Source organism: Gordonia sp. IEGM753, assembly GCF_050321825.1.
Taxonomy (GTDB): Bacteria; Pseudomonadota; Gammaproteobacteria; order Pseudomonadales; family Pseudomonadaceae; genus Aquipseudomonas.
Map to the genome: position 1 here is coordinate 163,678 of NZ_JBNQGB010000007.1, position 24,985 is coordinate 188,662.

Annotated in this window: 20 protein-coding genes; 9 read left to right on the forward strand and 11 right to left on the reverse strand. The window is 58.3% G+C overall.

Features of this window, described 5'->3' with window-relative positions; genetic code table 11:
* Positions 1-26: 26 nt before the first annotated feature.
* The gene (gene miaB, locus ACQR3R_RS26410) at positions 27-1,355 is read right to left on the reverse strand and encodes a tRNA (N6-isopentenyl adenosine(37)-C2)-methylthiotransferase MiaB (RefSeq protein ID WP_428276916.1); all 1,329 of its coding nucleotides are present in this window, start codon (positions 1,353-1,355) and stop codon (positions 27-29) included.
* A gap of 134 nt (positions 1,356-1,489) precedes the next feature.
* Here miaB and ACQR3R_RS26415 point away from each other — a divergent pair, with 134 nt between their 5' ends.
* The gene (locus ACQR3R_RS26415; protein ID WP_007894425.1) at positions 1,490-1,819 is read left to right on the forward strand and encodes a DUF1820 family protein; all 330 of its coding nucleotides are present in this window, start codon (positions 1,490-1,492) and stop codon (positions 1,817-1,819) included.
* A 166-nt stretch (positions 1,820-1,985) separates the two neighbouring features.
* Here ACQR3R_RS26415 and ACQR3R_RS26420 read toward each other — a convergent pair whose 3' ends face one another.
* From ACQR3R_RS26420 to ACQR3R_RS26435, 4 genes are all read right to left on the reverse strand, one after another.
* Positions 1,986-2,534 (reverse strand): tetratricopeptide repeat protein, encoded by a 549-nt coding sequence (locus ACQR3R_RS26420; protein ID WP_428276919.1) that lies wholly within the window; start codon positions 2,532-2,534, stop codon positions 1,986-1,988.
* Positions 2,535-2,757: 223 nt separating this feature from the next.
* Positions 2,758-4,041 carry a glutamate-1-semialdehyde 2,1-aminomutase gene (hemL, locus tag ACQR3R_RS26425; protein ID WP_428276921.1) on the reverse strand — a complete coding sequence of 428 codons (1,284 nt, stop codon included), beginning with the start codon at positions 4,039-4,041 and terminating at the stop codon, positions 2,758-2,760.
* Between the two features lie 17 nt (positions 4,042-4,058).
* A complete protein-coding gene (thiE, locus tag ACQR3R_RS26430) occupies positions 4,059-4,682 on the reverse strand; it encodes a thiamine phosphate synthase (protein WP_428276923.1) in 624 nt (207 codons plus the stop codon).
* Positions 4,683-4,714: 32 nt separating this feature from the next.
* Positions 4,715-5,512: a bifunctional hydroxymethylpyrimidine kinase/phosphomethylpyrimidine kinase gene (locus ACQR3R_RS26435; protein WP_428276925.1), complete on the reverse strand. Its 798-nt coding sequence runs from the start codon at positions 5,510-5,512 to the stop codon at positions 4,715-4,717.
* Between the two features lie 304 nt (positions 5,513-5,816).
* On the opposite strand from ACQR3R_RS26435, the gene ACQR3R_RS26440 reads away from it, so the two are divergent.
* From ACQR3R_RS26440 to ACQR3R_RS26455, 4 genes are all read left to right on the forward strand, one after another.
* Complete coding sequence (locus ACQR3R_RS26440; RefSeq protein WP_428276927.1) at positions 5,817-8,180, forward strand: 7TM diverse intracellular signaling domain-containing protein; 2,364 nt, start codon at positions 5,817-5,819, stop codon at positions 8,178-8,180.
* A 93-nt stretch (positions 8,181-8,273) separates the two neighbouring features.
* Entirely contained in the window at positions 8,274-9,923 is a 1,650-nt protein-coding gene (locus ACQR3R_RS26445) for an acyl-CoA dehydrogenase family protein (protein ID WP_428276929.1), read from the forward strand.
* Positions 9,924-10,149: 226 nt separating this feature from the next.
* Positions 10,150-11,613: an AMP nucleosidase gene (gene amn / locus ACQR3R_RS26450; protein WP_428276931.1), complete on the forward strand. Its 1,464-nt coding sequence runs from the start codon at positions 10,150-10,152 to the stop codon at positions 11,611-11,613.
* A gap of 68 nt (positions 11,614-11,681) precedes the next feature.
* Positions 11,682-12,323, forward strand: coding sequence for a pseudouridine synthase (locus ACQR3R_RS26455; RefSeq protein WP_428276933.1), 642 nt, complete (start codon positions 11,682-11,684; stop codon positions 12,321-12,323).
* Here ACQR3R_RS26455 and ACQR3R_RS26460 read toward each other — a convergent pair.
* Together ACQR3R_RS26460 and ACQR3R_RS26465 are read right to left on the reverse strand one after the other, a co-directional pair.
* A complete protein-coding gene (locus ACQR3R_RS26460) occupies positions 12,318-12,524 on the reverse strand; it encodes a DUF2788 domain-containing protein (RefSeq protein WP_428276935.1) in 207 nt (68 codons plus the stop codon). The two genes, ACQR3R_RS26455 and ACQR3R_RS26460, sit on opposite strands and share 6 nt — an antisense overlap.
* 248 nt (positions 12,525-12,772) lie before the next feature.
* Complete coding sequence (locus ACQR3R_RS26465; protein WP_428276937.1) at positions 12,773-13,252, reverse strand: winged helix-turn-helix transcriptional regulator; 480 nt, start codon at positions 13,250-13,252, stop codon at positions 12,773-12,775.
* 433 nt (positions 13,253-13,685) lie between these two features.
* On the opposite strand from ACQR3R_RS26465, the gene ACQR3R_RS26470 reads away from it, so the two are divergent.
* Positions 13,686-14,765, forward strand: coding sequence for a DUF6515 family protein (locus ACQR3R_RS26470; protein WP_428276939.1), 1,080 nt, complete (start codon positions 13,686-13,688; stop codon positions 14,763-14,765).
* On the opposite strand, the gene ACQR3R_RS26475 is transcribed toward ACQR3R_RS26470, so the two are convergent.
* The gene (locus ACQR3R_RS26475) at positions 14,759-15,655 is read right to left on the reverse strand and encodes a cation diffusion facilitator family transporter (protein WP_428276941.1); all 897 of its coding nucleotides are present in this window, start codon (positions 15,653-15,655) and stop codon (positions 14,759-14,761) included. The two genes, ACQR3R_RS26470 and ACQR3R_RS26475, sit on opposite strands and share 7 nt — an antisense overlap.
* Before the next feature lie 41 nt (positions 15,656-15,696).
* A complete protein-coding gene (locus ACQR3R_RS26480) occupies positions 15,697-16,116 on the reverse strand; it encodes a hypothetical protein (RefSeq protein WP_428276943.1) in 420 nt (139 codons plus the stop codon).
* A 109-nt stretch (positions 16,117-16,225) separates the two neighbouring features.
* Between ACQR3R_RS26480 and hrpB the strand changes: the two genes are divergently transcribed.
* Positions 16,226-18,742, forward strand: coding sequence for an ATP-dependent helicase HrpB (hrpB, locus tag ACQR3R_RS26485; protein WP_428276945.1), 2,517 nt, complete (start codon positions 16,226-16,228; stop codon positions 18,740-18,742).
* A 17-nt stretch (positions 18,743-18,759) separates the two neighbouring features.
* Here the strand turns inward: hrpB and ACQR3R_RS26490 are convergent, their stop codons facing one another.
* Together ACQR3R_RS26490 and ACQR3R_RS26495 are read right to left on the reverse strand one after the other, a co-directional pair.
* The gene (locus ACQR3R_RS26490) at positions 18,760-20,337 is read right to left on the reverse strand and encodes a glycosyltransferase (protein ID WP_428276947.1); all 1,578 of its coding nucleotides are present in this window, start codon (positions 20,335-20,337) and stop codon (positions 18,760-18,762) included.
* 192 nt (positions 20,338-20,529) lie between these two features.
* The gene (locus ACQR3R_RS26495) at positions 20,530-21,450 is read right to left on the reverse strand and encodes a LysR substrate-binding domain-containing protein (protein ID WP_428276949.1); all 921 of its coding nucleotides are present in this window, start codon (positions 21,448-21,450) and stop codon (positions 20,530-20,532) included.
* 225 nt (positions 21,451-21,675) lie between these two features.
* Here ACQR3R_RS26495 and ACQR3R_RS26500 point away from each other — a divergent pair, with 225 nt between their 5' ends.
* Together ACQR3R_RS26500 and ACQR3R_RS26505 are read left to right on the forward strand one after the other, a co-directional pair.
* Positions 21,676-23,166, forward strand: coding sequence for an aldehyde dehydrogenase family protein (locus ACQR3R_RS26500; protein WP_428276951.1), 1,491 nt, complete (start codon positions 21,676-21,678; stop codon positions 23,164-23,166).
* A gap of 21 nt (positions 23,167-23,187) precedes the next feature.
* The gene (locus ACQR3R_RS26505) at positions 23,188-24,558 is read left to right on the forward strand and encodes an aspartate aminotransferase family protein (RefSeq protein WP_428276953.1); all 1,371 of its coding nucleotides are present in this window, start codon (positions 23,188-23,190) and stop codon (positions 24,556-24,558) included.
* Positions 24,559-24,985: the final 427 nt, after the last annotated feature.

Here is a 24,985-nt window from a genome sequence, read left to right on the forward strand (position 1 = left end):
ATGAATCCCCTCACCACAAAAAGGTGTTACTGGATCAACGAGCCCCGCAGCGAGTGCGGCTGTGCGGCGTCGATGTGCACGTCGGCAAACTGACCGATCAATGTTGGATTGTCGCAGCGGAAGTTGACGATACGATTATTCTCGGTGCGGCCCTGCAGCTCGCCGGGGTCTTTTTTCGAGTAATCGGTCACCAGGATCCGTTGCGTCGAACCGACCATTTGTCGGCTGATCTCAAACCCTTGCTGGTTCAAACGGTGTTGCAGCGCGTTCAGGCGTTCTTTTTTCAGTGCTTCCGGTGTCTCGTCCGCAAGGTCGGCGGCCGGAGTGCCCGGGCGCTGGCTATAAACGAACGAATACGAGAAGTCGAAGCCCACGTCCTCGATCAGCTTCATGGTCTGTTCGAAGTCTTTTTCGGTTTCGCCGGGGAAGCCCACGATGAAGTCTGAACTGATGCAAATGCCTGGCACGGCGGCGCGCAATTTGCGCAGCTTGGATTTGTACTCCAGCGCCGTGTGGTTGCGTTTCATCGCCGAAAGGATGCGGTCTGATCCGGACTGCACCGGCAAATGCAGGTGTTTCACCAGTTCAGGAACATCCGCGTGAGCCTGGATCAGGCTGTCGGAGAATTCCAGCGGGTGTGACGTGGTGTAGCGAATTCGATCGATGCCATCCACCGCAGCAACCACACGAATCAATTCGGCGAGGTCCGCCAGGCGACCATCGTGAGTGGTGCCGCGGTAACCATTGACGTTCTGGCCCAGCAGGGTCACTTCACGAACGCCATTTTCGGCAAGGTGCATGATTTCGGCTATCACGTCATCAAACGGACGGCTGACTTCCTCGCCGCGTGTATAAGGCACCACGCAGAAAGTGCAGTACTTGCTGCAGCCTTCCATGACCGAAACATACGCGCTAGGGCCGTCGATACGCGGCTCGGGCAAGTGGTCGAATTTTTCGATTTCCGGGAACGAGACGTCGACCTGCGGCAGCTTGGTGGCGCGTGCGGCGTCAATCATTTCAGGCAAGCGATGCAAGGTCTGGGGCCCGAATACTACGTCGACGTAAGGGGCGCGATCACGAATGGCCGCGCCTTCCTGGCTGGCTACGCAACCACCGACGGCAATCACCATGTCCGGGTTGGCGAGTTTCAGTTCACGCCAGCGGCCTAGCTGGGAATACACCCGGTCTTGGGCGCGCTCGCGGATGGAGCAAGTGTTGAGCAGGATCACGTCGGCGTCTTCAGCGCGGGCGGTGACTTCCAGGGCCTGATGTTCACCCAGCAGATCGACCATGCGCGAGCTGTCGTACTCGTTCATCTGGCAACCGTGGGTTTCGATGTAAAGCTTCTTGGCCATGGATAGATTCATCACGTGATTCAAAGAACCGCGCATTATAGGGAACATGTGCCAAGGTTCCTACCGCTGTGCGTCCGGTGGCTATGCTATAGTTCGCGCCCTCATTTTTATCCCCAATGTGTTGCCCGCCCACCATGACCAAACGTGAAGCCCCAATCTACAAGGTGATTTTCCTCAACCAGGGCCAGGTGTACGAAATGTATGCCAAGCAGATCTATCAAAGTGATCTGTGGGGCTTCCTGGAAGTTGAAGAGTTCGTCTTTGGCGAGCGCACGCAAGTGGTCGTCGATCCGAGCGAAGAGAAGCTCAAGGCTCAGTTCGAAGGTGTAGTGCGCAGTTTTGTGCCGATGCATTCGATTGTGCGCATCGACGAGGTGGAGCGCCTCGGCACACCGAAAATCAGCGAAGCCCGTGGCGCGGTCGGCAATGTCATGCCGTTCCCGATGCCAATGCCCGAGAAGTAGAAAGGCGCCTTTATTGTGGCGAGGGGATTTATCCCCGTTCGGCTGCCCAGCAGTGTCGTGAAGCCGGCGAACGCGACTTGCCTGAAAGAACGTTACAGGGGCTGCTCTGCAGCCCAACGGGGATAAATCCCCTCGCCACAAATCTTTTCAATGCGCAGGGATTGGATCAGGGAAGTGGCGCAAATGGCGTACGCCCATCGGCGCTTTGCAGCTCCATCAGGTATTTGCGGAAAATTTGCCCGAGTACCTGGGTCGCTACCTCGAGTTCTTCACGGGGCATTTTTTCGGCGACTTCATCCGCCGTGTCCAGCGCATCTTCAGCGCCATTGACCGCCGCCATTTTCAGCACGATATACGCCTGAACGTTATTGGCCGGCACGCCTTCGCCGTGGAAGAACATGGTGCCGAGTTTGAATTGCGCCTGGGCATGGCCTTGTAACGATGCTTTTTCAAAATAGGCCAGTGCCTGATTGAGGTCACGCGGCGTATTTTTGCCGTCGTAATAGAACTCACCCAACTCGTATTGCGCTTGCGCATCTCCCTCATCCGACGCTTTCTGGCAGGCGGCAAGTGCCTGCGCCGAATCTTGCGGCTGAGTATTGAGGGTGCAGCGACCCATCGCTGGGATTAACAACGAGTTGCCGCCTGCTTGTGCGAGCAAGGGCTGAAGGAGCAACAGGCAGCCCAATGCAAGGGCGCGGCCGGTGCGGTTCATGGGAATCGACTTACCTCTGAAGGGCGCGCGGACCCATAGAGGGATCCAATAAGCGCGCATTATGAAATAAGCAGGGCCAACCTTACAAAGTCTTTACTCGTTTTTCTGCTGCGCGGGGAATATATCGCCCACTTTGGGGCGATTTTTGGCAGACACGCAGGAAAAACAATGCACATGTAGGTAAAAGCTGACACTGGCAATCGCCAACGTCAGCGGCCCGGCGTTATTTCAATGCGGCGAAGGCGCGCTCGGCAGCGTCCAATGTCAGTTTCAACTCTGCATCGCCGTGGGCGATAGAGGTGAAACCTGCTTCGAATGCGCTTGGCGCCAGGTACACGCCACCTTCAAGCATCAGGTGGAAGAAGCGACCGAACAGCTTCGCGTCGCTGGCCATGACGTCATCGAATGTAACGATGTCGTCGGCACCGCTGAAGTACAGGCCGAACATGCCGCCCGCTTGAGTCGTCACGAAGGGAATGCCGGCGGCATCGGCGCGCTGTTGCAGGCCGTCGAGCAGGCGAGTGGTGTAGTCGCTCAGCTCTTTATGGAAGCCCGGACGGCTGATCAGGCGCAGGGTTGTGAGGCCGGCAGCCATCGCCAACGGGTTACCCGACAAGGTCCCAGCCTGATAAACCGGGCCCAGTGGCGCAATGTGCGACATGATTTCGCGCTTGCCGCCGAAGCAGCCGACCGGCATCCCGCCGCCGATGATTTTGCCGAAAGTGGTCAGGTCGGGTGTCACGCCGTAATGCGCTTGCGCGCCGCCGAGTGCCACGCGGAAACCGGTCATCACTTCGTCGAAAATCAGCACCACGCCGTGCTTGTCACACAAGGTCCGCAGGCCTTCGAGGAAACCCGGTGCAGGCGGTACGCAATTCATGTTGCCGGCCACGGGTTCAACGATGATGCACGCTACTTCCTGGCCGACTTCGGCGAGCATGGCGTCTACGGCGGCGATGTCGTTGAAGGGCAACGTCAGGGTGTGCTTGGCGAACGCCGCCGGTACGCCAGCCGAACTTGGCACGCCTTGAGTCAGCGCGCCGGAGCCTGCTTTAACCAGCAAGCTGTCGGAGTGGCCGTGGTAGCAGCCTTCGAATTTGATGATGCTGTCGCGACCGGTGAAACCACGTGCCAGGCGAATTGCGCTCATGGTCGCCTCGGTGCCGGAGCTGACCATACGCACCATTTCCATCGACGGTACGAGCGAGCACACCAGATCGGCCATCTGGGTTTCCATTTCGGTCGGCGCACCATAAGACAGCCCGTGCTCGAGCTGTTTGCGTACCGCGTCCAGTACATCCGGATGGCTGTGGCCGAGGATCATCGGCCCCCACGAACCGACGTAATCCACGTAGCGCTTGTTGTCTTCGTCAGTGACGTAGGCGCCTTGCGCATGCTTGAAGAACAACGGCGTGCCGCCAACGCTTTTGAACGCGCGAACAGGCGAATTCACGCCACCGGGGATGTGTTTCTGGGCATTGGCAAACAGCGTTTCGGAACGAGACATGATCGGGCTCTCAACAATCAGGATTTGAATAATTCATTAAAGGCGCGGGCGCGGCGCGTCACTTCAGTCGTGCTGTCGGCACCAAACAGGCCATGTACCACCGCCAGCAAGTCGACCCCGTGGGCCACCAGCGGCACAGCGTTTTCGAGGGTGATACCGCCGATTGCGCAGATCGGCAGGTGCAATTTACTGCGTGCCTGGTCGAGCAATTCGAGGCTGCAGCTCGGTGCGCCGGGTTTGGTGCTGGAATTGAAGAAACGGCCAAAGGCAACATAACTCGCGCCTTCTTTAGCGGCTTGTTCAGCGAGTTCAAGTTGCGCATGGCAAGTCGAACCAATGATTGCCTGGCGACCGAGCAGTGCGCGGGCGGGTGTCAGCGGGCCATCGGTTTGACCCAAGTGCACGCCGACGTTAAGGCGTGCAGCCAGTTCGGCATCGTCGTTGATGATCAACTGCGTCTTGTAGCGATCACACAAGTCACGCAGCGCTTGGGCCTCGCGCAAGCGCCGAGCCTCGTCACTGCTCTTGTCGCGGTACTGCAACAAGGTGACGCCACCCTCAAGCGCCGCCTCCACGTACGCTAAAAATTTACCCGCCAGTAACTGGCTGTCGGTAATGGCATACAGGCCACGTAGTTTCATCGGGCAAGCCTCAGCGCTTTACGAAAAGATAATTACGAGCAGAAGTCCAGCGGCAGACGGCGCGGCACAAACTGGCCTTTGCCCAGTTGCTCGGCATCACGCAGGGTACGCCACGTATAGTTAAGCGCGGTCTGTACGGCGCTGAACAGGTTTTCACCCTGGGCCAGACGACCGGCTAAAGCGCTGGCCAGTGTGCAGCCGGAACCGTGATAGCTGCCGGGCAAGCGCTGGCACATAAAGGTTTCGCGGCGACCGTCGCGGCTGTACAGGCGATTGTGTATTTCGTGTTCATCGCCATGACCGCCGGTGATCAGCAGGTGTTTGACGTAAGGCAACAGTTTTTCAGCGCATTCGTCCGCGGTGCCTTCTGGCAGTTCGGCGAGAATACGGGCTTCGGGAAGGTTGGGGGTGGCAATGATGGACAGGGGCAGCAGGCGTTCGCGCATCGCGTAGCCGACTTCATCCTTGCCCAATCTTCCGCCGCCGCCCGCGCGCAGTACCGGGTCGCACACCACGGGTAAATGCGGGTGCGCCGCGAGCAGCTCGACAACCGTGTCGACCATCGCAAGCGAACCGAGCATGCCCAGTTTGACGGCGGCGACTTCGGAGTCGTTGAGTACGGCGTTGGCCTGAGCCAGCACCCACTCGCGGTCTAGCACGCGAAAGTCAGTGACGTTGACTGTGTCTTGCACGGTCAGGGCGGTGACGGCCGGAGCCGCATGACAACCCTGAGCGAGCAGGGCTTCGATATCTGCCTGCAGGCCGGCGCCACCACTTGGGTCGTGGCCGGAGAGACAGAGGACAACGGGGCGAGAGCTGTAGATATTCATGGTGCGCGAGCTTACCACCAAACATCTTTTTTCGGGTGTTGCCCCATCAATCCCCAGGCAGCAAAACGAAGGTCAGCAGGGCCTGTTTTCATAATCTGACCGAGCAAACAGCTCTATCTCAATGCATAGCGCTGGAACGCCCGTGCTAGAGCCTTTGTAGGAAATTTTTCTATAGTGTTCATTGGCCATCAACGGCTATGCTAGAGTGGATCCAAACCAATAACAGTTAGTACCGGTTTTTATGTCTACTCAAAGGGAATGAGGGGCTTCCTGAGGTAACCGGACAGGGCACGCTGGGGCTTAAATGCGCTATTTGCTGATGTTGCTGTTTTATTTGCCTTTCATGGCGAGCGCAGTCGAGTTCGACGAGTTCACTCAGAGCCTTCCCTTGGGCCGAGCCCTGCAGGTATATGAAGACGTGGATGGCCAGGCGACCATCGCCGACGTTCGTGCGCAAGCGGCTGCCGGAAATTTCATATCCCACGATAAAGAGACGCTCAACGCCGGGTATTCGCGTTCGGCTTTCTGGCTGAAAATCGATCTGCATTACCGGCCGACGAACCCTGCGGCTCAGCGCACCTGGCTGCTGGAACTGGCGTATCCGCCGCTTGATCACCTTGATCTGTATTTGCCCAATGCTGCCGGTGACTATCAATTAATCCGCCGCACCGGCGATGCCTTGCCATTCGACAGCCGCGAGATACGCCAGAACAACTATTTGTTCGCGCTTGATTTCAAACCTGACCAATCGCAAACCGTGTACATGCGTTTGCAAAGTGAAGGGTCGATTCAGGCGCCGGTGACGTTGTGGTCGGCTACCGCATACCTCGAAGAACAGCCCGTGCGGCTTTACGTGTTGGGGCTGATCTACGGCGTATTGCTGGGGATGCTGGTCTACAACCTGTTCATTTACCTGAGCGTGCGCGACACCAGTTACCTCTATTACATCTTCTACATCGCCTCGTTCGGCATGTATCAGCTGTCGGTGAACGGCGCCGCCGTGCAGTATTTCTGGCCCGACAACCCTTGGTGGACCAACGCCTCGACGCCATTTTTCATTGGCTGTGCAGGCTTGTTCGGCAGTCAGTTTGCCCGCAGTTTCTTGCAAACGGCCACTCACAATCGGTGGATGGACCGCTTGCTGCTGGCGCTGGTTGCGTTTGGCGCACTCGTTGTCGGCTTGTCGTTGATGACCAGTTACGCACTGGCCTTGCGTTTGGCGACAGCCCTGGCCTTGTCTTTTACCGTGGTGATTTTCGCCGCCGGCATGTTTGCCTGGCTGCGCGGCCTGCGGGTGGCGCGTTATTTCATTATTGCCTGGTCGGCGTTCCTGCTGGGCGGCGTTATCAACACATTGATGGTGCTGGGTTACCTGCCCAATGTGTTCCTCACCATGTATTCCAGCCAGATTGGCTCGGCGATCGAAGTAGCCCTGTTATCTCTGGCACTCGCTGATCGCATCAACTCAATGCGCGAGCAGCAGGCGCAGACGCTGTTCGATGCCGGTCAAAAACTTGAAATCCTCAACCAGCAACTGGCTCACAGCAATAAGCTCAAGGATGAATTTCTCGCCACCCTGACCCACGAACTGCGCACGCCCATGAACGGTGTCATTGGTTCGCTTGAGCTGATGCAGACCATGGACATGGACCAGGAACTGGCGCAATACCAGCAAACGGCTGCCGGGTCGGCGCGGGACATGATGCGTATGGTCAACGGCATTCTCACGCTGACCGAGTTGCAGGCCGGCAAGCTGAAAGCTAATCCGGCAGCCTTCAGTTTGCGCGGTGTGGTCGAGGCCTTGCGTGTGCAGTTCGAGGGCAATGCGTCGTTCAAGTCTCTGGATTTCAAAGTCGAAGTTACGCCCGGTTTGCCGGATCGCTTGCAGGGCGACAGCGCGAAACTGGCGCAATGCCTGGAATGCCTGTTGGATAACGCCATCAAATTCACCAAGGTTGGCGGGCTGGCGCTGCGGGTGACAGGGAAAGCGGCGGAGCCTGGCCGAGTGGCGCTGTCGTTTGCTGTCATCGACACGGGCATCGGTTTCACCGACCTTGGCGAGGCGACGCTGTATCAGCGATTCTTCCAGCTCGACGGCTCGATGACCCGTGAATACGGGGGGCTGGGCGTAGGCCTGGCCATATGCCGGCAGCTTGTGGAGTTGTTGGGCGGCAGCCTCACACACCGTTCCGAGCCCGGTCGAGGCAGTCGTTTTCAGCTCGATGTGGCGTTCGAACTGGACGTGGTGGAGCGGTCGCCGGCACCGATGATGCAGCGTGATTTGCGACGCTTGCGATTGCCACAAGATTGCACCGTGCTGTTGGTGGATGACAGCGGCATCCATCAACTGGTGATGCGCGGCATGTTGCTGAAGCTCGGCTTCAAGGTGCGCACCGCCGACAGTGGGCCCGCGGCGCTTGAGCAGTTGCAGCGAGAAAAAGTGGATGCGGTCCTGCTTGATTGCCAGTTACCGCCGTTGAATGGCGTGTCGCTGTGCTGCGAAATTCGCGAACTGCCAGGCTGCGCCGGGTTGCCGGTATTTATCCTCGCCCTGAATGCCAATCGGGAGCGCTGTCCCACTGGCGACCTGATCGATTACCTGAATAAACCGGTGAAATTCGAAGATCTCCAAGCGGCGCTCTACCGTCAGGTTCTCTGTCGGGAGTAGGGTGAAAGCGCCGGCAATTAGGCGTGTATGACACTTTGAACAGGGTGGAGGCGGTGCTTAACTGGTGCTCTGGCTGACCCGAGGAGCCCTGTCATGAACCTGCACCAGTTCGCCGAAACCCACGAAGTTACCAACCAGCCACCTTCGCTGGACGGCACCAACCTGTATCGCATTGACGTGCCGTTGCAGGAATGGTCGCGGCATTTTGGTGCTGGTTGGGCCGAATCGCGGATAGACGCCTATGGCGCGCTGGCCGGCGGGCCGTTGATGGAAGCAGGCTTTCTTGCCAATCAAAATAAACCGGTGTTCGTTAGCCATGATCGTTATGGTCATCGCATCGACCTGGTGGAATTTCACCCGGCTTATCATGAGCTGATGCGCACCGCCATTGAACACGGTTTGACGTCCCTGCCTTGGACCCATCCGCAGCCCGGCGCCCATGTTGCACGCGCCTCCATGACTTACCTGCACAGCCAGGCTGAAGCCGGCAGTGGTTGCCCTTTGACCATGACGTTCGCCAGTGTTCCGGCGATGCGCCTGCAGCCAGACCTGGCCGAAAAGTGGCTGCCCAAAATCATCGCCACCGAATACGACCCGCGCAATGTCGGCATGGCCCACAAGGCTGGCGTCACGATTGGCATGGCCATGACCGAAAAACAGGGCGGCACCGATGTCCGCGCCAATACCACCAAGGCCTATCCGGTGGGGGCAAGCGGCCCAGGTCAGGCTTATGAACTGGTGGGCCACAAGTGGTTCTGTTCGGCACCGATGTGCGATGCCTTCCTGACCCTGGCGCAGACCGACAAAGGGCTGACCTGTTTTTTGCTGCCGCGTCATCGCCCGGACGACACGCGCAACCAGTTCTACATCCAGCGTCTGAAAAACAAACTGGGCAATTGCTCGAATGCCTCCAGCGAAGTTGAATTTCGTGGCGCGCTGGCCTGGATGGTCGGTGAAGAAGGTCGCGGAGTGCCGACCATTATTGAAATGGTGGCCATGACGCGTTTCGATTGCATGGTGGGTTCAAGTGCGCTGATGCGTCAGGCGTTGACTCAGGCCAGTCATCACTGCGCTCATCGCAGCGTGGGTGGCAAGGTGCTCAGCGAGCAGCCCTTGATGCAGAACGTGCTGGCCGACCTGGCACTGGAAAGTGAAGCTGCATTGGCCTTGAGCCTGCGCATGGGCCGCGCGCTGGACCATTTGCAGGACGACGATGAAGCAAAATTCGCCCGGTTGGTTACTGCGGTGGGCAAGTACTGGATCTGCAAGCGTGCGCCGGCAATGATCAATGAAGCCGCCGAATGCATGGGCGGCGCGGGTTATGTAGAAGAAAGCATCCTGCCGCGCCTGTACCGCGAGGCGCCGGTCAACTCGACGTGGGAAGGTTCTGGCAATGTGCAGTGCCTGGACGTGCTGCGCGCCTTGTCCAAGGAGCCGGGTGTGCTTGATGTGTTGTTCAGCGAGTTGGGTGATGGCCACGGCGACAAACGTCTGGCCGCACACATCGGCCAACTGCAAACAGCCTTCAAGGACACTCATGACATTCAGTATCGCGCTCGCCAACTCACCGAAGACATCGCGTTGGGGCTGCAGGCCAAGCTACTGTTGGAGGCGGGTAATGCCGCCGTCAGCGACGCGTTCATCGCCAGTCGCCTGGGCTCCGCCGGTCGCGTGTATGGCGCTTTGCCACGCGGGCTGGACGTGGAAGCCATCGTCGCCCGGTCGACTCCGGTATTAATGTAGGAGGCTGGCTTGCCTGCGCTGGCGATATCGAAAACGTCATCGCCGGCAAGTCCGACGCCTACAGCATTTGTCAGGCGCTTGGAATATTGCTGGCGTGCCGGGCAACATCGAACCTCCTGCATCGGATGTGTGAAATACCCCGGCATTTGTGTCATCGCCACGGTTCCCGTCGGACCACGATGCAGGCAAGATAAAGACCTGCAAGTCAGAACACAGGATGCTGATCGTGACCGAAGCTTTTATTGTCGTTCAAACCGCCGAGCAAGCCGTGGATCGGCTTGCGATTTTGCACGAGCGTGCAACCACCGCGCTGAATAAGGCGCTCAAAAGTTACCTCAAGGATCGTATCGAGCCAGACGCCGAACAGCGTGCGATGTTTCGTTATCCGGAACTGCGCCTGACCTACCTGTGCCAGGGCGAAGTCCCACAGACCACTCGCGCTTATGCCAAGGTTCAACTGCCGGGCACCTACAGCGTCACCGTGACTCACCCAGGTGCCTTTCGCAAATACCTGCTGGAACAACTCGTGCCGTTGATGCACGACTTCACCGTGACCGTGGAAGTCGGCGTCAGTCAGCAGAACATCCCTTATCCGTACGTGGTCGAGCAGGGTGATGAACTCGCCGGCTCCGGCGTTACCGCTGCCGTGCTGGCGCGCGTATTCCCCAGTACCGACCTGTCGGCGGCGACCGATGCCATTGCCGATGGTTTGTACGATTGGGAAAACACCGATCCGCTGCCGCTGGCGTTGTTCGATGCGGCGCGGGTAGATTTTTCGCTGCGCCGTCTGGTGCATTACACCGGCAGTGACTGGCGTCATGTGCAGCCGTGGATTCTGCTGACCAACTACCACCGCTACGTTGACCAGTTCATCGTGCATGGCCTTGAGCAGTTGCGCAGCGACCCGCGTTTTGTACGCATGGTGTTGCCGGGCAACGTCATCATCGAAAAGAGCATGGATCACGGCGAAGCGTCGGCGATTGCGGCGGGTGTGGTCTGGCATCGCTACCAAATGCCGGCGTATCACCTGATCGCCAGCGATGGCCACGGCGTCACCCTGGTCAACATCGGCGTCGGGCCTTCCAACGCCAAGAACATCACCGACCACTTGGCGGTGCTGCGTCCACATTGCTGGTTGATGATCGGCCACTGTGGCGGTTTGCGTCAGTCGCAAACCATCGGCGATTACGTACTGGCCCACGCCTATATGCGCCGCGACGGGATTCTCGATCGGGTCGTGCCACCGAACATTCCGATCCCGGCCCTGGCTGAGGTGCAGATGGCATTGCAGCAAGCCGCCGCCAACATCACTGGCGAAAAAGGCGATGAGCTGAAAAAACGCCTGCGCACCGGCACCGTGTTGACGTATGACGACCGTAACTGGGAATTGCGTTGGGCTCAGGAGCGTCCGTTGATCAACCTGTCTCGCGCCGTGGCGGTGGACATGGAAAGCGGCACGATTGCCGCTCAGGGTTATCGCCTACGGGTGCCGTATGGCACGTTGCTGTGTGTGTCGGACAAGCCGCTGCACAGCGAAATCAAGCTGCCGGGATCGGCCAACGCGTTCTACGAGCGTGCGGTCAGCCAGCACTTGAAGATCGGCATCGAGGCGGTGGATTTGTTGCGCACCGAACTCAACTCGCTGCACTCGCGCAAATTGCGTAGTTTCGACGAGCCGCCGTTCCGCTAACAATCATGGTCATTTGACGGTCAGGGCACTAGCATTGTCAGCCCCGACCGTTAGATGTTCCTGTGCCCATGTCTCGTCCTCAACGTCCCGTTTCTCGCCGCCCTGGTGTGAAACCTGCGCCAACCTCCCAAGCCCCACGCCGTGTTGCCAAAGCACCACCGGCCGAGCCGAAACTGATTTTGTTCAACAAACCGTTCGATGTGCTGACGCAGTTCAGCGACGGCGAAGGGCGGGCGACGCTCAAAGACTATATCGATGTGCCCGGGATTTATCCGGCGGGGCGCCTGGACCGTGACAGCGAAGGTTTGCTGCTGCTGACCAACGATGGTCAGCTTCAGGCGCGCATTGCCGACCCCAAACATAAATTGGCCAAGACGTATTGGGTGCAGGTTGAAGGCGAGCCCACTGCCGAGCAGTTGCAACGCTTGCGCGAGGGCGTGGAGCTTAACGATGGCATGACCTTGCCGGCTGAAGCGCGGTCGCTGGAAGAGCCGCAACTGTGGCCACGCAACCCGCCAGTACGCTTTCGTAAAAGCGTGCCCACAACTTGGTTGGAGCTGGTGATCCGCGAGGGGCGTAATCGCCAGGTGCGACGCATGACCGCGGCAGTGGGCTTGCCGACGCTGCGGCTGGTGCGGGTCAAAATCGGTGACTGGTCAATCGAAGGACTCGACCAAGGCCAGTGGAAAGAAGTGCCTGCGCGGCTATGAATTGTTTTCGATGTAAGCGATGACCACGCTTTTGATGATGAACGCGAGAATTCCCAGGCCCAATACAAAAAACAGGATGAAGGTGCCGAAGCGTCCGGCCTTGGACTTCTTCGCCAGGTCCCAGACGATGAAACCCATGAAAATGATCAGGATGGTGACCAGGCCAGTCATCATCCACTCTTCAAATACTGCAGGATCCATCGAACATCTCCAGCGGGGGCGCGGCTAAAAGGGCGGGGCGAGTATACGCCAAGCGGATTTTCGCGGCATTGACCTGCGTCGGTGGGTCGCAGCAAGGTGTCTTGTCACCCAGTGTAGTGAGGGGATTTATCCCCGTTCCAATGCGTAGCTCTGGCCGAGACTCTTAGGGTCGCTGCGCAACCCAAGGGAATAAATCCCCTCGCCACACAACGATCTCACCTCATTCCCCCTCACCACCTACAGAGCGATCAGCTGCGCAAATGGGTCAGCGGCAGTTCAGTGCTGTTCAGAACCTGGTTCAATACAAAACTCGACCGTACGCTGGTCACGCCTTCAATTCGCGTCAAATGCCCCAGCAGCAGTTTCTGGTAGTGATCCATGTCTGGCACCACAACCTTCAATTGATAGTCTGCATCCACGCCAGTCACCAGGCTGCACTCCAGCACTTGTGGCAGCGTTCGAATGGCCGCTTCGAAGTTTTCAAAACGCTCGGGTGTGTGCCGGTCCATGCCGATCAACACGTACGCTGTCAGGCTCAAACCGAGTTTTTTGCGGTCGAGCAGCGCTACCTGGCGGGAAATGTAACCGTCATCTTCCAGTTGCTTGACCCGGCGCGAGCACGGCGAAGGTGACAGGCCGATGCGTTCGGCCAGCTCTTGGTTTGAGATGCGCGCGTCGCGCTGCAATTCCGCCAAAATGCTCAGGTCGTATCGGTCGAGTTTGCTCATCAATCAGGCCTTTGTCATAACTATTGCGGCAGATTATCTATCCAGGGTTAAAAATTGCGCAAGTGATGTTTAATTGAGCAATCTTCGCAATCCCCTGTCGAGGCCCCAGGCCTATTCTTATTAACAGAATCACTGCTCGGACAAACAGTCCACAGCGGCTCGCCCAATCAGGCCAGCCGCGGCCGCCACCCCATCAGGGATGTGCTGGCCGCCGAGCTACACACTGTCCAGAAGACGGCGTGAGGTGAGCCAACGTCAAAAGCGTTGAGCACGGACGAAGTTTTAGAAGGGAGGCCGACGGGTCTCCCTTTTTTCTTGCGTGTAATTTGCAGCATCACTCAATAAATAAGTTGCGTGACTGATAACCTGTTGCAGAACCGGCCTGTGCTTTTCAAGTCTTACGTACAAGCCCTAACCCGCAGTGAGGAAAAGCATGAAGTCGCGCATCTGGCGTTTGGCCGGTGTTGGTTTGCTGTGTGTCAGTGTGAGTGCGCAAACACTTGCCGATGACCCGGAGAGTCGCAGCAATAGTAATGGGCAGCACGAGCCGCAGCATCAGGGAAACAATCAGGGCCATGGCGGCGGTAATAATCAGCAGCACCCGCAAAATAATCCTCAGCCAAATAATCAGCCACGGCCGCCGCAGAATCAGCCACGTCCTCAGAACAACGAAATCATTCGTGGTGAAAACAGCCGCCAGTTCGAGCACAACGGTCAGTATCCGAACGGCGGGCAAGGGCAAAATCGCCCGCCGCAGAACATCAACAACCAGGCTCGCCCGGCGCCTCAGCCTGCCAATAACCTGCCGATCCAGAGTCACCCGGACGCGGTGCGCCAGACCCAGCAACCGCAGCGTGGTTACTATCAGGACGTCCCTGGGCGTAACAACAATAACAACCCGAACTGGCAGGCCGGGAATCAAGGCTCACACCCCAATGATCATCGCTGGGAAGGTCGCCCGGACGGGCATGGCAATGGCTGGGGCCCAGGCCCGCAATACCGTCCAGGCCAGGTGATCGACCGTTTCCCGGACCGTAATTTCCGCGTGCCGTATCGTGGCCAGGATTACTTTTATTCCGGCGGTTACTGGTATCGCCCACAAGGGCCGCGATACATCGTGGTGCAACCGCCACGTGGGATTCGTGTGCATTACATGCCCGATTACGCCCGTGAAGTGTGGATTGGCGGTGCGCTGCTGTTCCTGGCGGCTGGCTCTTATTACGCCTACGAAGAAAGCACTCAGGATTATGTTGTGGTCGAACCGCCGGTCGGTGCTCCGCCGCCGCAACCGCAACCGGCCAGTAACGGCATTGACGTGACGGCGTATCCGGCTAACGGCCAGTCGCCGCAACAAGTCAGCCAGGACGGTTACCAGTGCGCCCAGTACGCGGTGCAGCAGAGTGGTTTCAATCCACAAACCGCGACCTACCAACCAGACCCTTCGGTGGTGCAGGCTTACCGCCAGGCCGAAGGCAACTGTCTGAGCAGTCGCGGTTATCAGGTCAGCTACTGAGCCCTGGCAGCCTTGACCACTTCCTGCGGGTCGGCGTGCACCAGCACTTCGGCTCGCGGGTACTCGGCATGAATCGCATCGGCGGCTTGATCGCTGATGCCGTGTGCGACGGATAACGTCAAATCCCCAGGCAGCTCAAGGTGCAACTGCACGAACCAATGGTTGCCGGAGATTCGTGTGCGCAAATCGTGAGCGCCCAACACACCCGGCACGCTGCAGGCTAATTCCAGCATGCGTTGGCTGACATCCGTCGGCAGCTCTTCGTCCATCAGGACCGCAAAACTTTCGCGGGCGATCTGCACCGCACTCCAAAGAATGTAGGCCGCAATTCCAAGGCCGAACCACGCATCCAACTGATGCCAGCCGAAACCCGCCAGAATCAGGGCCACCAGAATACTGCCGTTGAGCATCATGTCCGAGCGGTAGTGCAGCGAGTCTGCGCGCACGGCGTTGGAGCCAGTTTCCTTGATCACCCGGTGTTGCAATATCAACAAGGCCAGGGTCAGTGCGAGCGAGAAAATGATCACGCCGATGCTGATCCACGGCGCGCCGACAGGCTCCGGATGTTTCAACCGGTCAATCGCCTGCAAGGCTATCAACACCGCACTGCCACCAATGAACAGCGCTTGAGCCATGCCCGACAGGGATTCGGCCTTGCCGTGGCCGTAACGGTGGTCCTCGTCTGCCGGGCGCAGCGCGTAATGCACGGCCAACAGATTGAGCAACGAGGTGACGCCGTCGAGTGCCGAGTCGGTCAACCCGGCAAGCATGCTGACAGAGCCGCTCAGCCACCAGGCGATGGCTTTGGCGACAATCAACGTACACGCAACGGCCACCGAGGCGCGGGTGGCCAGGCGTAACAGCCGTGCGTGTTCGGAACTGGTTTTCATGGGCGCGGCTTTTCCTTTGAGTGTCCCTGCAAACGCACGAATTACGCGGCGGGTTGCAAGCCGAACATGGCCAGTTGCTGGGAGCTGCCCTTGTGCTGGATCAGGCGTGGATCGTCCAGCGGGAAGCTGCGACCCAGTTCGCTTTTGAGAATAGTCTGCAATTTGTGGTTATCGACCCGGCCATCAGCGCCGATCGCTTCCTTGAGTTTTTCCGGGGCGATCTGAGCGGTCTTGCCCGGTTCAAAGTAAATGGCGCCGGTGGCGAAGTCGACGGCGAACGCGATCAGGCCGGGGATGATATAGAACAGCAGGCCAACGGCATCCAGCGCAGCAATGGCCGGGTCGATCTTGCCGTCGATCTGGCCGCGACGATCCGGGTAGAAAATCGATCCGCAAGCCGTTACCTGGGTCAGTAACGTTGCGACCAGCACACCGCCAATCAGGCGAAAGGGAACACGCATATGAAATCTCCTGAGTAATTTCAAAACGAAGGGGCATCAGTATGAATTAGGACCATGATTAACGCCGGGCAGTTCGCCGTTATACTTGCTGGCTTGCCTGGGAGCCAGCATGATTTCTTTGCCGATTGATGAAGTTTTACCCGCCCTGCGTGAAGCCTTGGCTACACGCCATGAAGCCGTGCTCGAAGCACCGCCCGGCGCGGGTAAGACCACCCGCGTGCCGCTGGCCTTGCTCAATGAGGCCTGGCTGGCCGGGCAGACCATTGTGATGCTCGAACCACGTCGCCTGGCAGCGCGCGCTGCTGCGGAACGTCTGGCCAGCGAACTGGGCGAAAAGGTCGGCGACACCGTGGGCTATCGGATTCGCCTCGACAGCAAGGTCGGACCCAAAACCCGTATAGAAGTGGTCACCGAAGGCATTCTCACCCGTCGCTTGCAAGACGACCCGGCGCTTGAAGGCGTGGGGTTGCTGATTTTTGACGAATTCCACGAGCGCAGCCTCGACGCTGACCTGGCGTTGGCCCTGAGCCTGAATGGCCGGGAGCTGTTGCGCGAAGATCAGCCGCTGAAAATCCTGTTGATGTCGGCCACCCTGGAAGGCGAACGCCTGGCAGGGTTACTCGATGATGCGCCGATCTTGCGCAGCGAGGGCCGCATGTACCCGGTGGCACTGCGCTGGGGGCGACCGTTCCAGCCCGGCGAGTTCATCGAGCCGCGTGTGGTGCAAACCATTCTTGAAGCCTTGAATGACGAGACGGGCAGCGTGCTGGTGTTTCTGCCGGGGCAGGCTGAAATCCGGCGCGTACATCAACAACTCGCCGAGGCGTTGGGCGACAACCCGCAGGTGTTGCTCTGTCCGTTACACGGTGAACTGGACCTCGCCGCGCAACGCGCCGCGATTGATCCAGCGCCGGCAGGCTTTCGCAAAGTGGTGCTGGCCACCAACATCGCCGAAACCAGCCTGACCATCGACGGCGTGCGTGTGGTAATTGATGCCGGGCTGGCGCGAGTGCCGCGTTTTGACCCCGGCAGCGGCATGACGCGGCTCGACACCCAGCGTATTTCCAAGGCCAGCGCCACGCAGCGTGCGGGCAGGGCAGGGCGACTGGAACCTGGCGTGTGTTATCGCTTGTGGTCGCAGGATCAGCACGAGCAACTGGCGGCTTACGCCAGCGCGGAAATCCTCTCGGCCGATCTCACCGGTCTGGCCTTGCAGTTGGGGCGCTGGGGCGTGACGCCGGGGCAATTGGTGTGGCTGGACGTGCCTCCCGCCGCCGCGTATGCCCAAGCACAGGATTTGCTTGATCGCCTGGGCGCATTGCATGGCGAGGCGCTGACCCGTCACGGTCAGGCCATGGCCGAGTTGCCGGCGCATCCGCGCATCGCTCATTTGTTGTTGCGGGGCCAAGCGTTGGGTTTGGCCGACATGGCGTGCGACGTTGCGGCGTTGCTTGGCGAGCGCGACATTTTGCGCGGGGCGGGCGCCGACCTGCACAGCCGACTGGTGCTGCTATCGGGTGAGGCGCGTGCGGCTCGTGGCGGTCAGGGCGGTGTGCAGCGCGCCCGGCAACTGGCGCGGCAGTACCGAGGTTACTTGCGGGGCAACGCGTCGGAGCAGGTCAGCGACCCGGATCATCCGCGTTGGCTCGGTGCCTTGCTGGCGCTGGCCTATCCGGATCGGGTCGCCCAACAACGGCGGCCGGGTGGCGCGGAGTATCGTTTGGCCAATGGTCGAGCCGCGCTGTTCGCCGAGGCCGATAGCCTGATGAAACAGGCGTGGCTGGTCATTGCTGATCTCGGCAGTCGCCAGGGGCAGCGTGAAGAACGGATTTATCTGGCGGCCGATTTTGACCCGGCACTGTTTGACTCGGTGCTGGCGGAGCAAGTGCGCGTGGTCGATCAACTGGATTGGGACGAGCGTGAAGGCGTATTGCGTGCCGAGCGTCAGCGCAAGGTTGGCGAGTTGATCCTCAGTCGCGAACCGTTGACCGGCCTCGATGAAACCGCGCGCAGTCAGGCGCTGGTGAATCTGGTGCGGCGCAAAGGCCTGGAACTGTTGCCCTGGACCCCAGAGCTGCGCCAATGGCAGGCGCGGGTAGCGTTGTTACGGCAATTGGACCTGGCAGGCAAGAGCGAGAGCGAATGGCCGGATGTCAGCGACACCGCGCTGCTTGAAAATCTTGAGCATTGGCTGATGCCGTACCTGGGTAAAGTCTCGAGGCTGAGTCATTTCGGCAATCTGGACCTGTCGAGCATCGTTCATAACTTGCTGCCATGGCCATTGCCGCAACGGCTGGACGAACTGGCGCCGCATCACTTGAGCGTGCCGTCGGGTTCCTCTATTCGTCTGGATTACAGCGAGCAGCCGCCGATTCTCGCTGTGCGGCTGCAAGAGTTATTCGGCCTGGCCGAAACTCCGCGCATTGCCGGTGGCCGGCAAGTGGTGAAACTGCATTTGCTGTCGCCAGCACGGCGGCCGGTACAAGTAACGCAGGACTTGGCGAACTTCTGGCGCAGCACGTATGCCGAGGTGAAGAAGGATTTGAAGGGGCGCTATCCCAAGCACTATTGGCCGGATGATCCGCTGGTGGCCGAAGCCACCGCACGGATCAAACCCCGGAAGTAATGGTCGGGGGATTAACGTTATCCTTCCTTTGAATTGGCGCGTTGGTGTGCCAATTCAAAGGCCGCAACATAGCCGTTGTACATTTTCGATACATCAGTTTCCTTGGCACGTTCAACATGGCGTTCCCTTGCCTCCTGGTGTTTGCTTAGTGTCAGTGCAATGTTCAGTTTTCTGACAAATACACCGATGGATTCATCGGACAGTGATTGGGTGTGTGGGAACAGAGGGTCGATCACTTCCGTTTCCTTGCGCTTTACACTTAGATTGTAGATATCAGTCAGTTCGCCCATGGCATTACACGTTCCAGGAAGTTCAGTGTATACCGCGATGCATCCTGCAGCCGCCGCTTCTAGAAGTGTAAGTCCCCACGATTCGGTTCTTGAGGTCGACAGGATGACGTCCGTGGCGGACATAACAGAAGGCATGTCTTGAAAGCCCAGGAAGTGAATACGACTTTTGAGTGTTTCATATTCATTGCCCAATGAAGTTTTTATAAGCGCCTGAAGGCGAACATTGTCGTTGCTCATCATCGACCCGCACCCGATAAAATGCAGGTGCTCGTGGGTGGGTTGCTTGAGCATTTCACCCATAATTTTTATAAAGGCGGTGACGTCCTTTTCTGGAGAATAGCGTCCTGCCAACGTTACGACACTGGCGGTTTGCGGAATGTTGTTTTCTTCTCGAAACCGCTGGCGATCAGCAGCGTTATGAGAGAATTTTACACAGTCTGTTCCATTCTCAACTTCCATCATGACGTTAGCGTTTCCGCCGACATCCAGGTAGTTCTGACCGGCTGATTGTGAACAGACGACGGCAACCTGAATGGCATCGTGTGTCGCCAACATGTTTTGAGTCACGCAGTAAGCTTTTTCGTTGATGTCGCTACCGTTAACGGCCAGATCTTCACGATGGATACCATAGGCCACCCCTATTTTTTCACCCGCCGGTCGTGTTGCATTTACTTGTTTAACGGCTTCCGATACCAGTGTTACAGCATGGTCCTGAGCCACATAGACGACTTGCGGGTCTGCATCTTCGATGGCTGTTTTCATATTCGCCAATGCAGCCGGGTTCAACTCAAATCCATGCGTGGTCTTTATCAGGATACCGTCAAGCCTGTTTGTATTACCCTGGTCATTGGTTTTTGTATCTGTCGCGATTGTTTTATGTCCAAGGTTCAGGAAGTAGTTTTTCAAACAGAGTTTTTCTATTGCCAGTCCAAACGGTCCCCTGCCTATGTGGGTGGTCGTATTATTTAGAATATCGCTGAAGTTAGTGTTTCTGTCCCAGTTTATGGCCTCGGTGGTAGTTCTTCGTTGGCCGCTGTTACTGATTTCTGTGACGTGGTTGATGATTTGAAATTTATGGCATGTTCCTTTTATTGAGCAATCCATGAGCGTGGCATTAGAGCAGGCCAAGTGAGCGCCGTTAAGGCTGGTGTTTTGCTCGAATAGCATTTTGCTGATGTTTTCAGTGCCTCCAGTTCCCTGGTAGTTTTGGATGAATAATACTGAACTCAGCCTGTTGTGGTTGTGAGCGATTTTTGATGGCGTTGTTGGCGTGCAGTATGCAGCGATGCCAATGGATATCGTCATGATTGATTACGGGTTGTGAAGGGAGCATGAAGCTAGTTTTTTTGTCGAAGTACAGCAATGCAATTAGTTGATTTCGGTTGTAACGTGTTTTTTCCAATGTTTAATGTTGTCGCGTATTTACTCCACCGTTCCTCGTGAAGTAAATACACGTTTTTGCTCCCCACTCGGCTTCGGCGTAATAGTGACGGGCAGTCAAGCCTTGGCACCGGCCTTCGCGGTAAGTTGCTCCCGGCAGTAATCGGCAAACAATTGCGCCGGTTTGGTCAGTTGCCCACGCTTGAGCCATGCCGCCACCAGCCCTGAGCCGGTAACGTCTTCGATGATGTTCACGCACACCACTTTCTGGCCGTCATAGGTGCATTCCGAATGCGGCCGGGTGACCAGAATCGAGAAGCCAAACCCTTGCCCGACCATGCCGCGCACCATTTCAATCGACGGTGAGCTGAAGGCAATCTGCGGCGTCAGGCCCAACTCTTCGAACAGGCTGACGAAGTAAGTGCGGCTCGGTTGCACGTCCAGCAGAATCATCGGTTCCAGGCACAGGTCGCGCAGGGACACTTGCTTGAGCTGCGCAAAGCGATGGTCCGCGGGCAGCAACGCATAAGGTCGCTGCGCCGGCATCAAGGGTTCGGTCTGGATGGTGGCGTCGAGTTCGTGTTCGTACAGGATCGCCAGATCGAACGTGCCGGAAGTCAGGCCTTGCACCAGTTCCTGTTGCTCTCCGTCACGGATACGAATCTTCACGCCTGGGTACAGCGCCGAGAACCCGGCAATCAACTGTGGCAAGTACAGCGGTGCGACTGTTTCAAAGCAGCCGATGTCTATTTGCCCGGACACCACGTCATTGTCGGCCAGCGCGTTCTGCTCGAACTCCTTGGCCATGCGCAGTAATTCCTGGGCTTTGCGATAAAACCGCGCGCCGCTGGGCGTCAGGGAAACTCCCTGTGCGTGATGACGTATCAACAGTTGCACGCCGAAGCTGTCTTCCAGGCCTTTGATGGCGGTGGAGATGGCAGGTTGGGCGATGTACAGCTTGCGCGACGCCTCGGCCACGCTGCCGCATTCGACGGTGGTGATGAAGTACTTCAGTTGACGCAGGTTGTAGGCAGCCACGGCAAACCTCTAGGTGGATGGACTCGACATCCAAGCAATTCGCGCGCCGCTCGCATCCGTTCCGACGACGGTGTTGTTGTGGTTGAACAATAACCACATGCCGTGCAACTGGGGAGATTGGCTGCCCAGTTTTTTCATGGTCTGCGAAGACATTTTTACTATTTTTCCTGGACACCTGCCTGCGCCACCATCCAATTCACAAGAAAGCCAACGGAGCATCTGAACGTGTTTGAGCTTGCATATTGGCAGCGTCAGGCTGCTGCGCTGAGGTTTCCCGACCAGGCCTTGATTGACGGCAAACACTGTTCTGCCGATTCAGGGCAGACGTTTGCTGCGATCAACCCCGCCACTGGGCGGACGCTGGCCAACGTGGCCGCCTGCGGTGAGCACGAGGTTGACGCCGCCGTCAGCAATGCCAGGCGCGTGTTCGAGGCCGGGACGTGGTCGGCGCGCTCGCCCATTGAACGCAAACAGCTGCTGTTGCGCCTGGCGGACCTGATCATGGTCCATCGCGAAGAGCTGGCGTTACTCGATTCGTTGAACATGGGCAAACCCGTGATGGACGCATACAACGTCGACGTGCCGGGCGCTGCGGGTGTGTTTCGTTGGTATGCCGAAAGCCTCGACAAGCTTTACGACCAGGTCGCGCCCAGTGCCCAAAACGTGTTGGCAACCATCACCCGCGAAGCCTTGGGTGTGGTGGCGGCGGTGGTGCCGTGGAATTTCCCACTGGACATGGCTGCCTGGAAACTCGCCCCGGCGTTGGCCGCTGGCAATTCGGTCATTCTTAAACCCGCCGAGCAATCACCGTTCTCTGCGTTGCGCCTGGCCGAATTGGCGCTGGAGGCCGGGTTGCCTGCCGGTGTGTTGAACGTGCTGCCGGGGCTCGGCGAGCAAACCGGTAAAGCCCTCGGCTTGCACCCGGATGTCGATTGCCTGGTGTTCACCGGGTCCACCGAAGTTGGCAAGTATTTCATGCAGTATTCCGCGCAATCGAACCTGAAACAGGTGTGGCTGGAGTGCGGCGGCAAGAGTGCCAACCTGGTGTTTGCCGATTGCCAGGACCTGGACCTGGCCGCCGAGAAAGCGGCGTTCGGGATCTTCTTCAATCAGGGCGAAGTGTGCTCGGCCAATTCACGGTTGCTGGTGGAGCGGTCGATTCATGATGAATTTGTAGAGCGCCTCAAGGCGCACGCCGAACGGTGGTTGCCGGGAGATCCGCTGGACCCTTCGAGCAACGCCGGGGCGATTGTCGACAGCCGTCAAACCGCTCGTATCATGGGTTTTATCGAGCAAGCCGAGCGCCAAGGCGCGACCCGGGTATGCGGTGGCCGGCAATCAACTTTCAACGGGTCTGATAACTTCATTCAACCCACCATTTTCAGCAACGTGCACCCGCACATGCCGCTGTTTCGTGAAGAAGTGTTCGGCCCGGTGCTGGCCGTTACCGCGTTCGACGACGAGGCCCACGCCTTGCAACTGGCCAATGACAGCGTCTACGGTCTGGCCGCCTCACTGTGGACCGACGACCTCAATCGCGCGCACCGTGTGGCGCGGCAATTGCGAGCGGGCACGGTGTCGGTCAACAGCGTCGACGCGCTGGACGTGACGGTGCCTTTTGGCGGCGGTAAACAATCGGGTTTCGGCCGCGACTTATCCCTGCACTCATTCGACAAATACACCCAGTTGAAGACCACCTGGTTTCAACTGCGCTAACAACAAAATGGAGACCCGGCGATGACTACACCCCGTGAAACACGCGATTATCAGGCCGCCGATGCTGCGCACCACATCCACGCATTCGTCGATCAGAAGGCACTCAATGACGAAGGCCCGCGGGTGATGGTGCGCGGTGATCGCCTGCACCTGTGGGACAACGACGGTCGGCGTTACCTCGATGGCATGTCGGGTCTTTGGTGCACCAACCTCGGTTACGGCCGCAAAGACCTGGCCGCTGCGGCGAGCCGACAGTTGGAGCAATTGCCTTACTACAACATGTTTTTCCACACGACCCACCCGCAGGTCATCGAACTGTCCGAGCTGCTGTTCAGCCTGCTGCCGGGGCATTACAGCCACGCGATTTATACCAACTCCGGCTCCGAGGCCAATGAGGTGCTGATCCGCACGGTGCGCCGTTACTGGACGATCCTCGGCAAGCCCGAAAAGAAAATCATGATCGGTCGCTGGAACGGTTACCACGGCTCGACGCTGGCGGCGACGGCGCTGGGTGGCATGAAGTTCATGCATGAAATGGGCGGCATGATTCCGGACATCGAGCACATCGACGAACCGTACTTTTTTGCCCATGAAGGCAACCTGACACCGGCCGAGTTTGGCCTGCGGGCGGCGCAGCAACTGGAAGAAAAAATTCTGCAACTGGGCGCCGACAAGGTGGCCGGGTTTATCGCAGAACCGTTCCAGGGCGCGGGCGGGATGATCTTCCCACCCGAAAGCTACTGGCCGGAGATTCAGCGTATCTGCCGCAAGTACGACGTGCTGCTGTGCGCCGACGAAGTGATCGGCGGCTTCGGTCGCACCGGCGAATGGTTTGCTCACGAGTACTTCGGCTTCGAGCCCGACACACTGTCGATTGCCAAGGGTTTGACCTCGGGCTACATCCCCATGGGCGGCCTGATCCTGTCGAAAAAAATGGCCTCGGTGTTGGTTGAGCAGGGGGGCGTCTTCGCCCATGGCCTGACCTATTCCGGGCACCCGGTGGCGGCTGCGGTGGCGATCGCCAACCTCAAGGCACTGCGCGATGAGGGCGTGGTGACGCGGGTCAAGGATGACATCGGCCCGTACCTGCAGCAGTGCTTGCGCGAGGTGTTCGGCAGTCACCCGTTGGTGGGCGATATCCAGGGCGTCGGCATGGTTGCGGCGCTGCAACTGGCCGAGGACAAAACCAGCCGCAAACGCTTCGCCAATGAGAACGACATCGCCTGGCGCTGCCGCACGATCGGCTTCGAGGAAGGCGTGATCATTCGCTCCACGCTGGGGCGAATGATCATGGCGCCAGCGCTGATTGCCAGCCGTGAAGAGATTGACGAGCTGGTCGGCAAGACGCTGGAAGCGGTTGATCGTACGGCTCAGGAATACGGCCGGCTCTGATTTTGTAGCGTTCTTTAGGGCCCCATCGCGAGCAGGCTCGCTCCCACAGGGGGTTTGTGATCGACACAGATTCAATGTCCCACAGGGGATTTGTGATCGACACAGATTCAATGTGGGAGGAATACGGCCGGCTCTGATTTTGTAGCGTTCTTTAGGGTCTCATCGCGAGCAGGCTCGCTCCCACAGGGGATTTGTGATCGACCCAGATTCAATGTGGGAGCGAGCCTGCTCGCGATTGCTTTTGTCCATTCAATACACTCCTCCAGTTTTGCACCCACCCAGTGCACCCCCGCCAGCCCCGCCCTTTTACCGCGCACGCTACCCAGTTTTTTCATCGCTCCCAACGACATATTTCCTGATTTTCCTAAGCCCCACCATGGGCCAACATCGACCTCGCCAGCCAACCGAATGCTGCTCATCGAAAGGT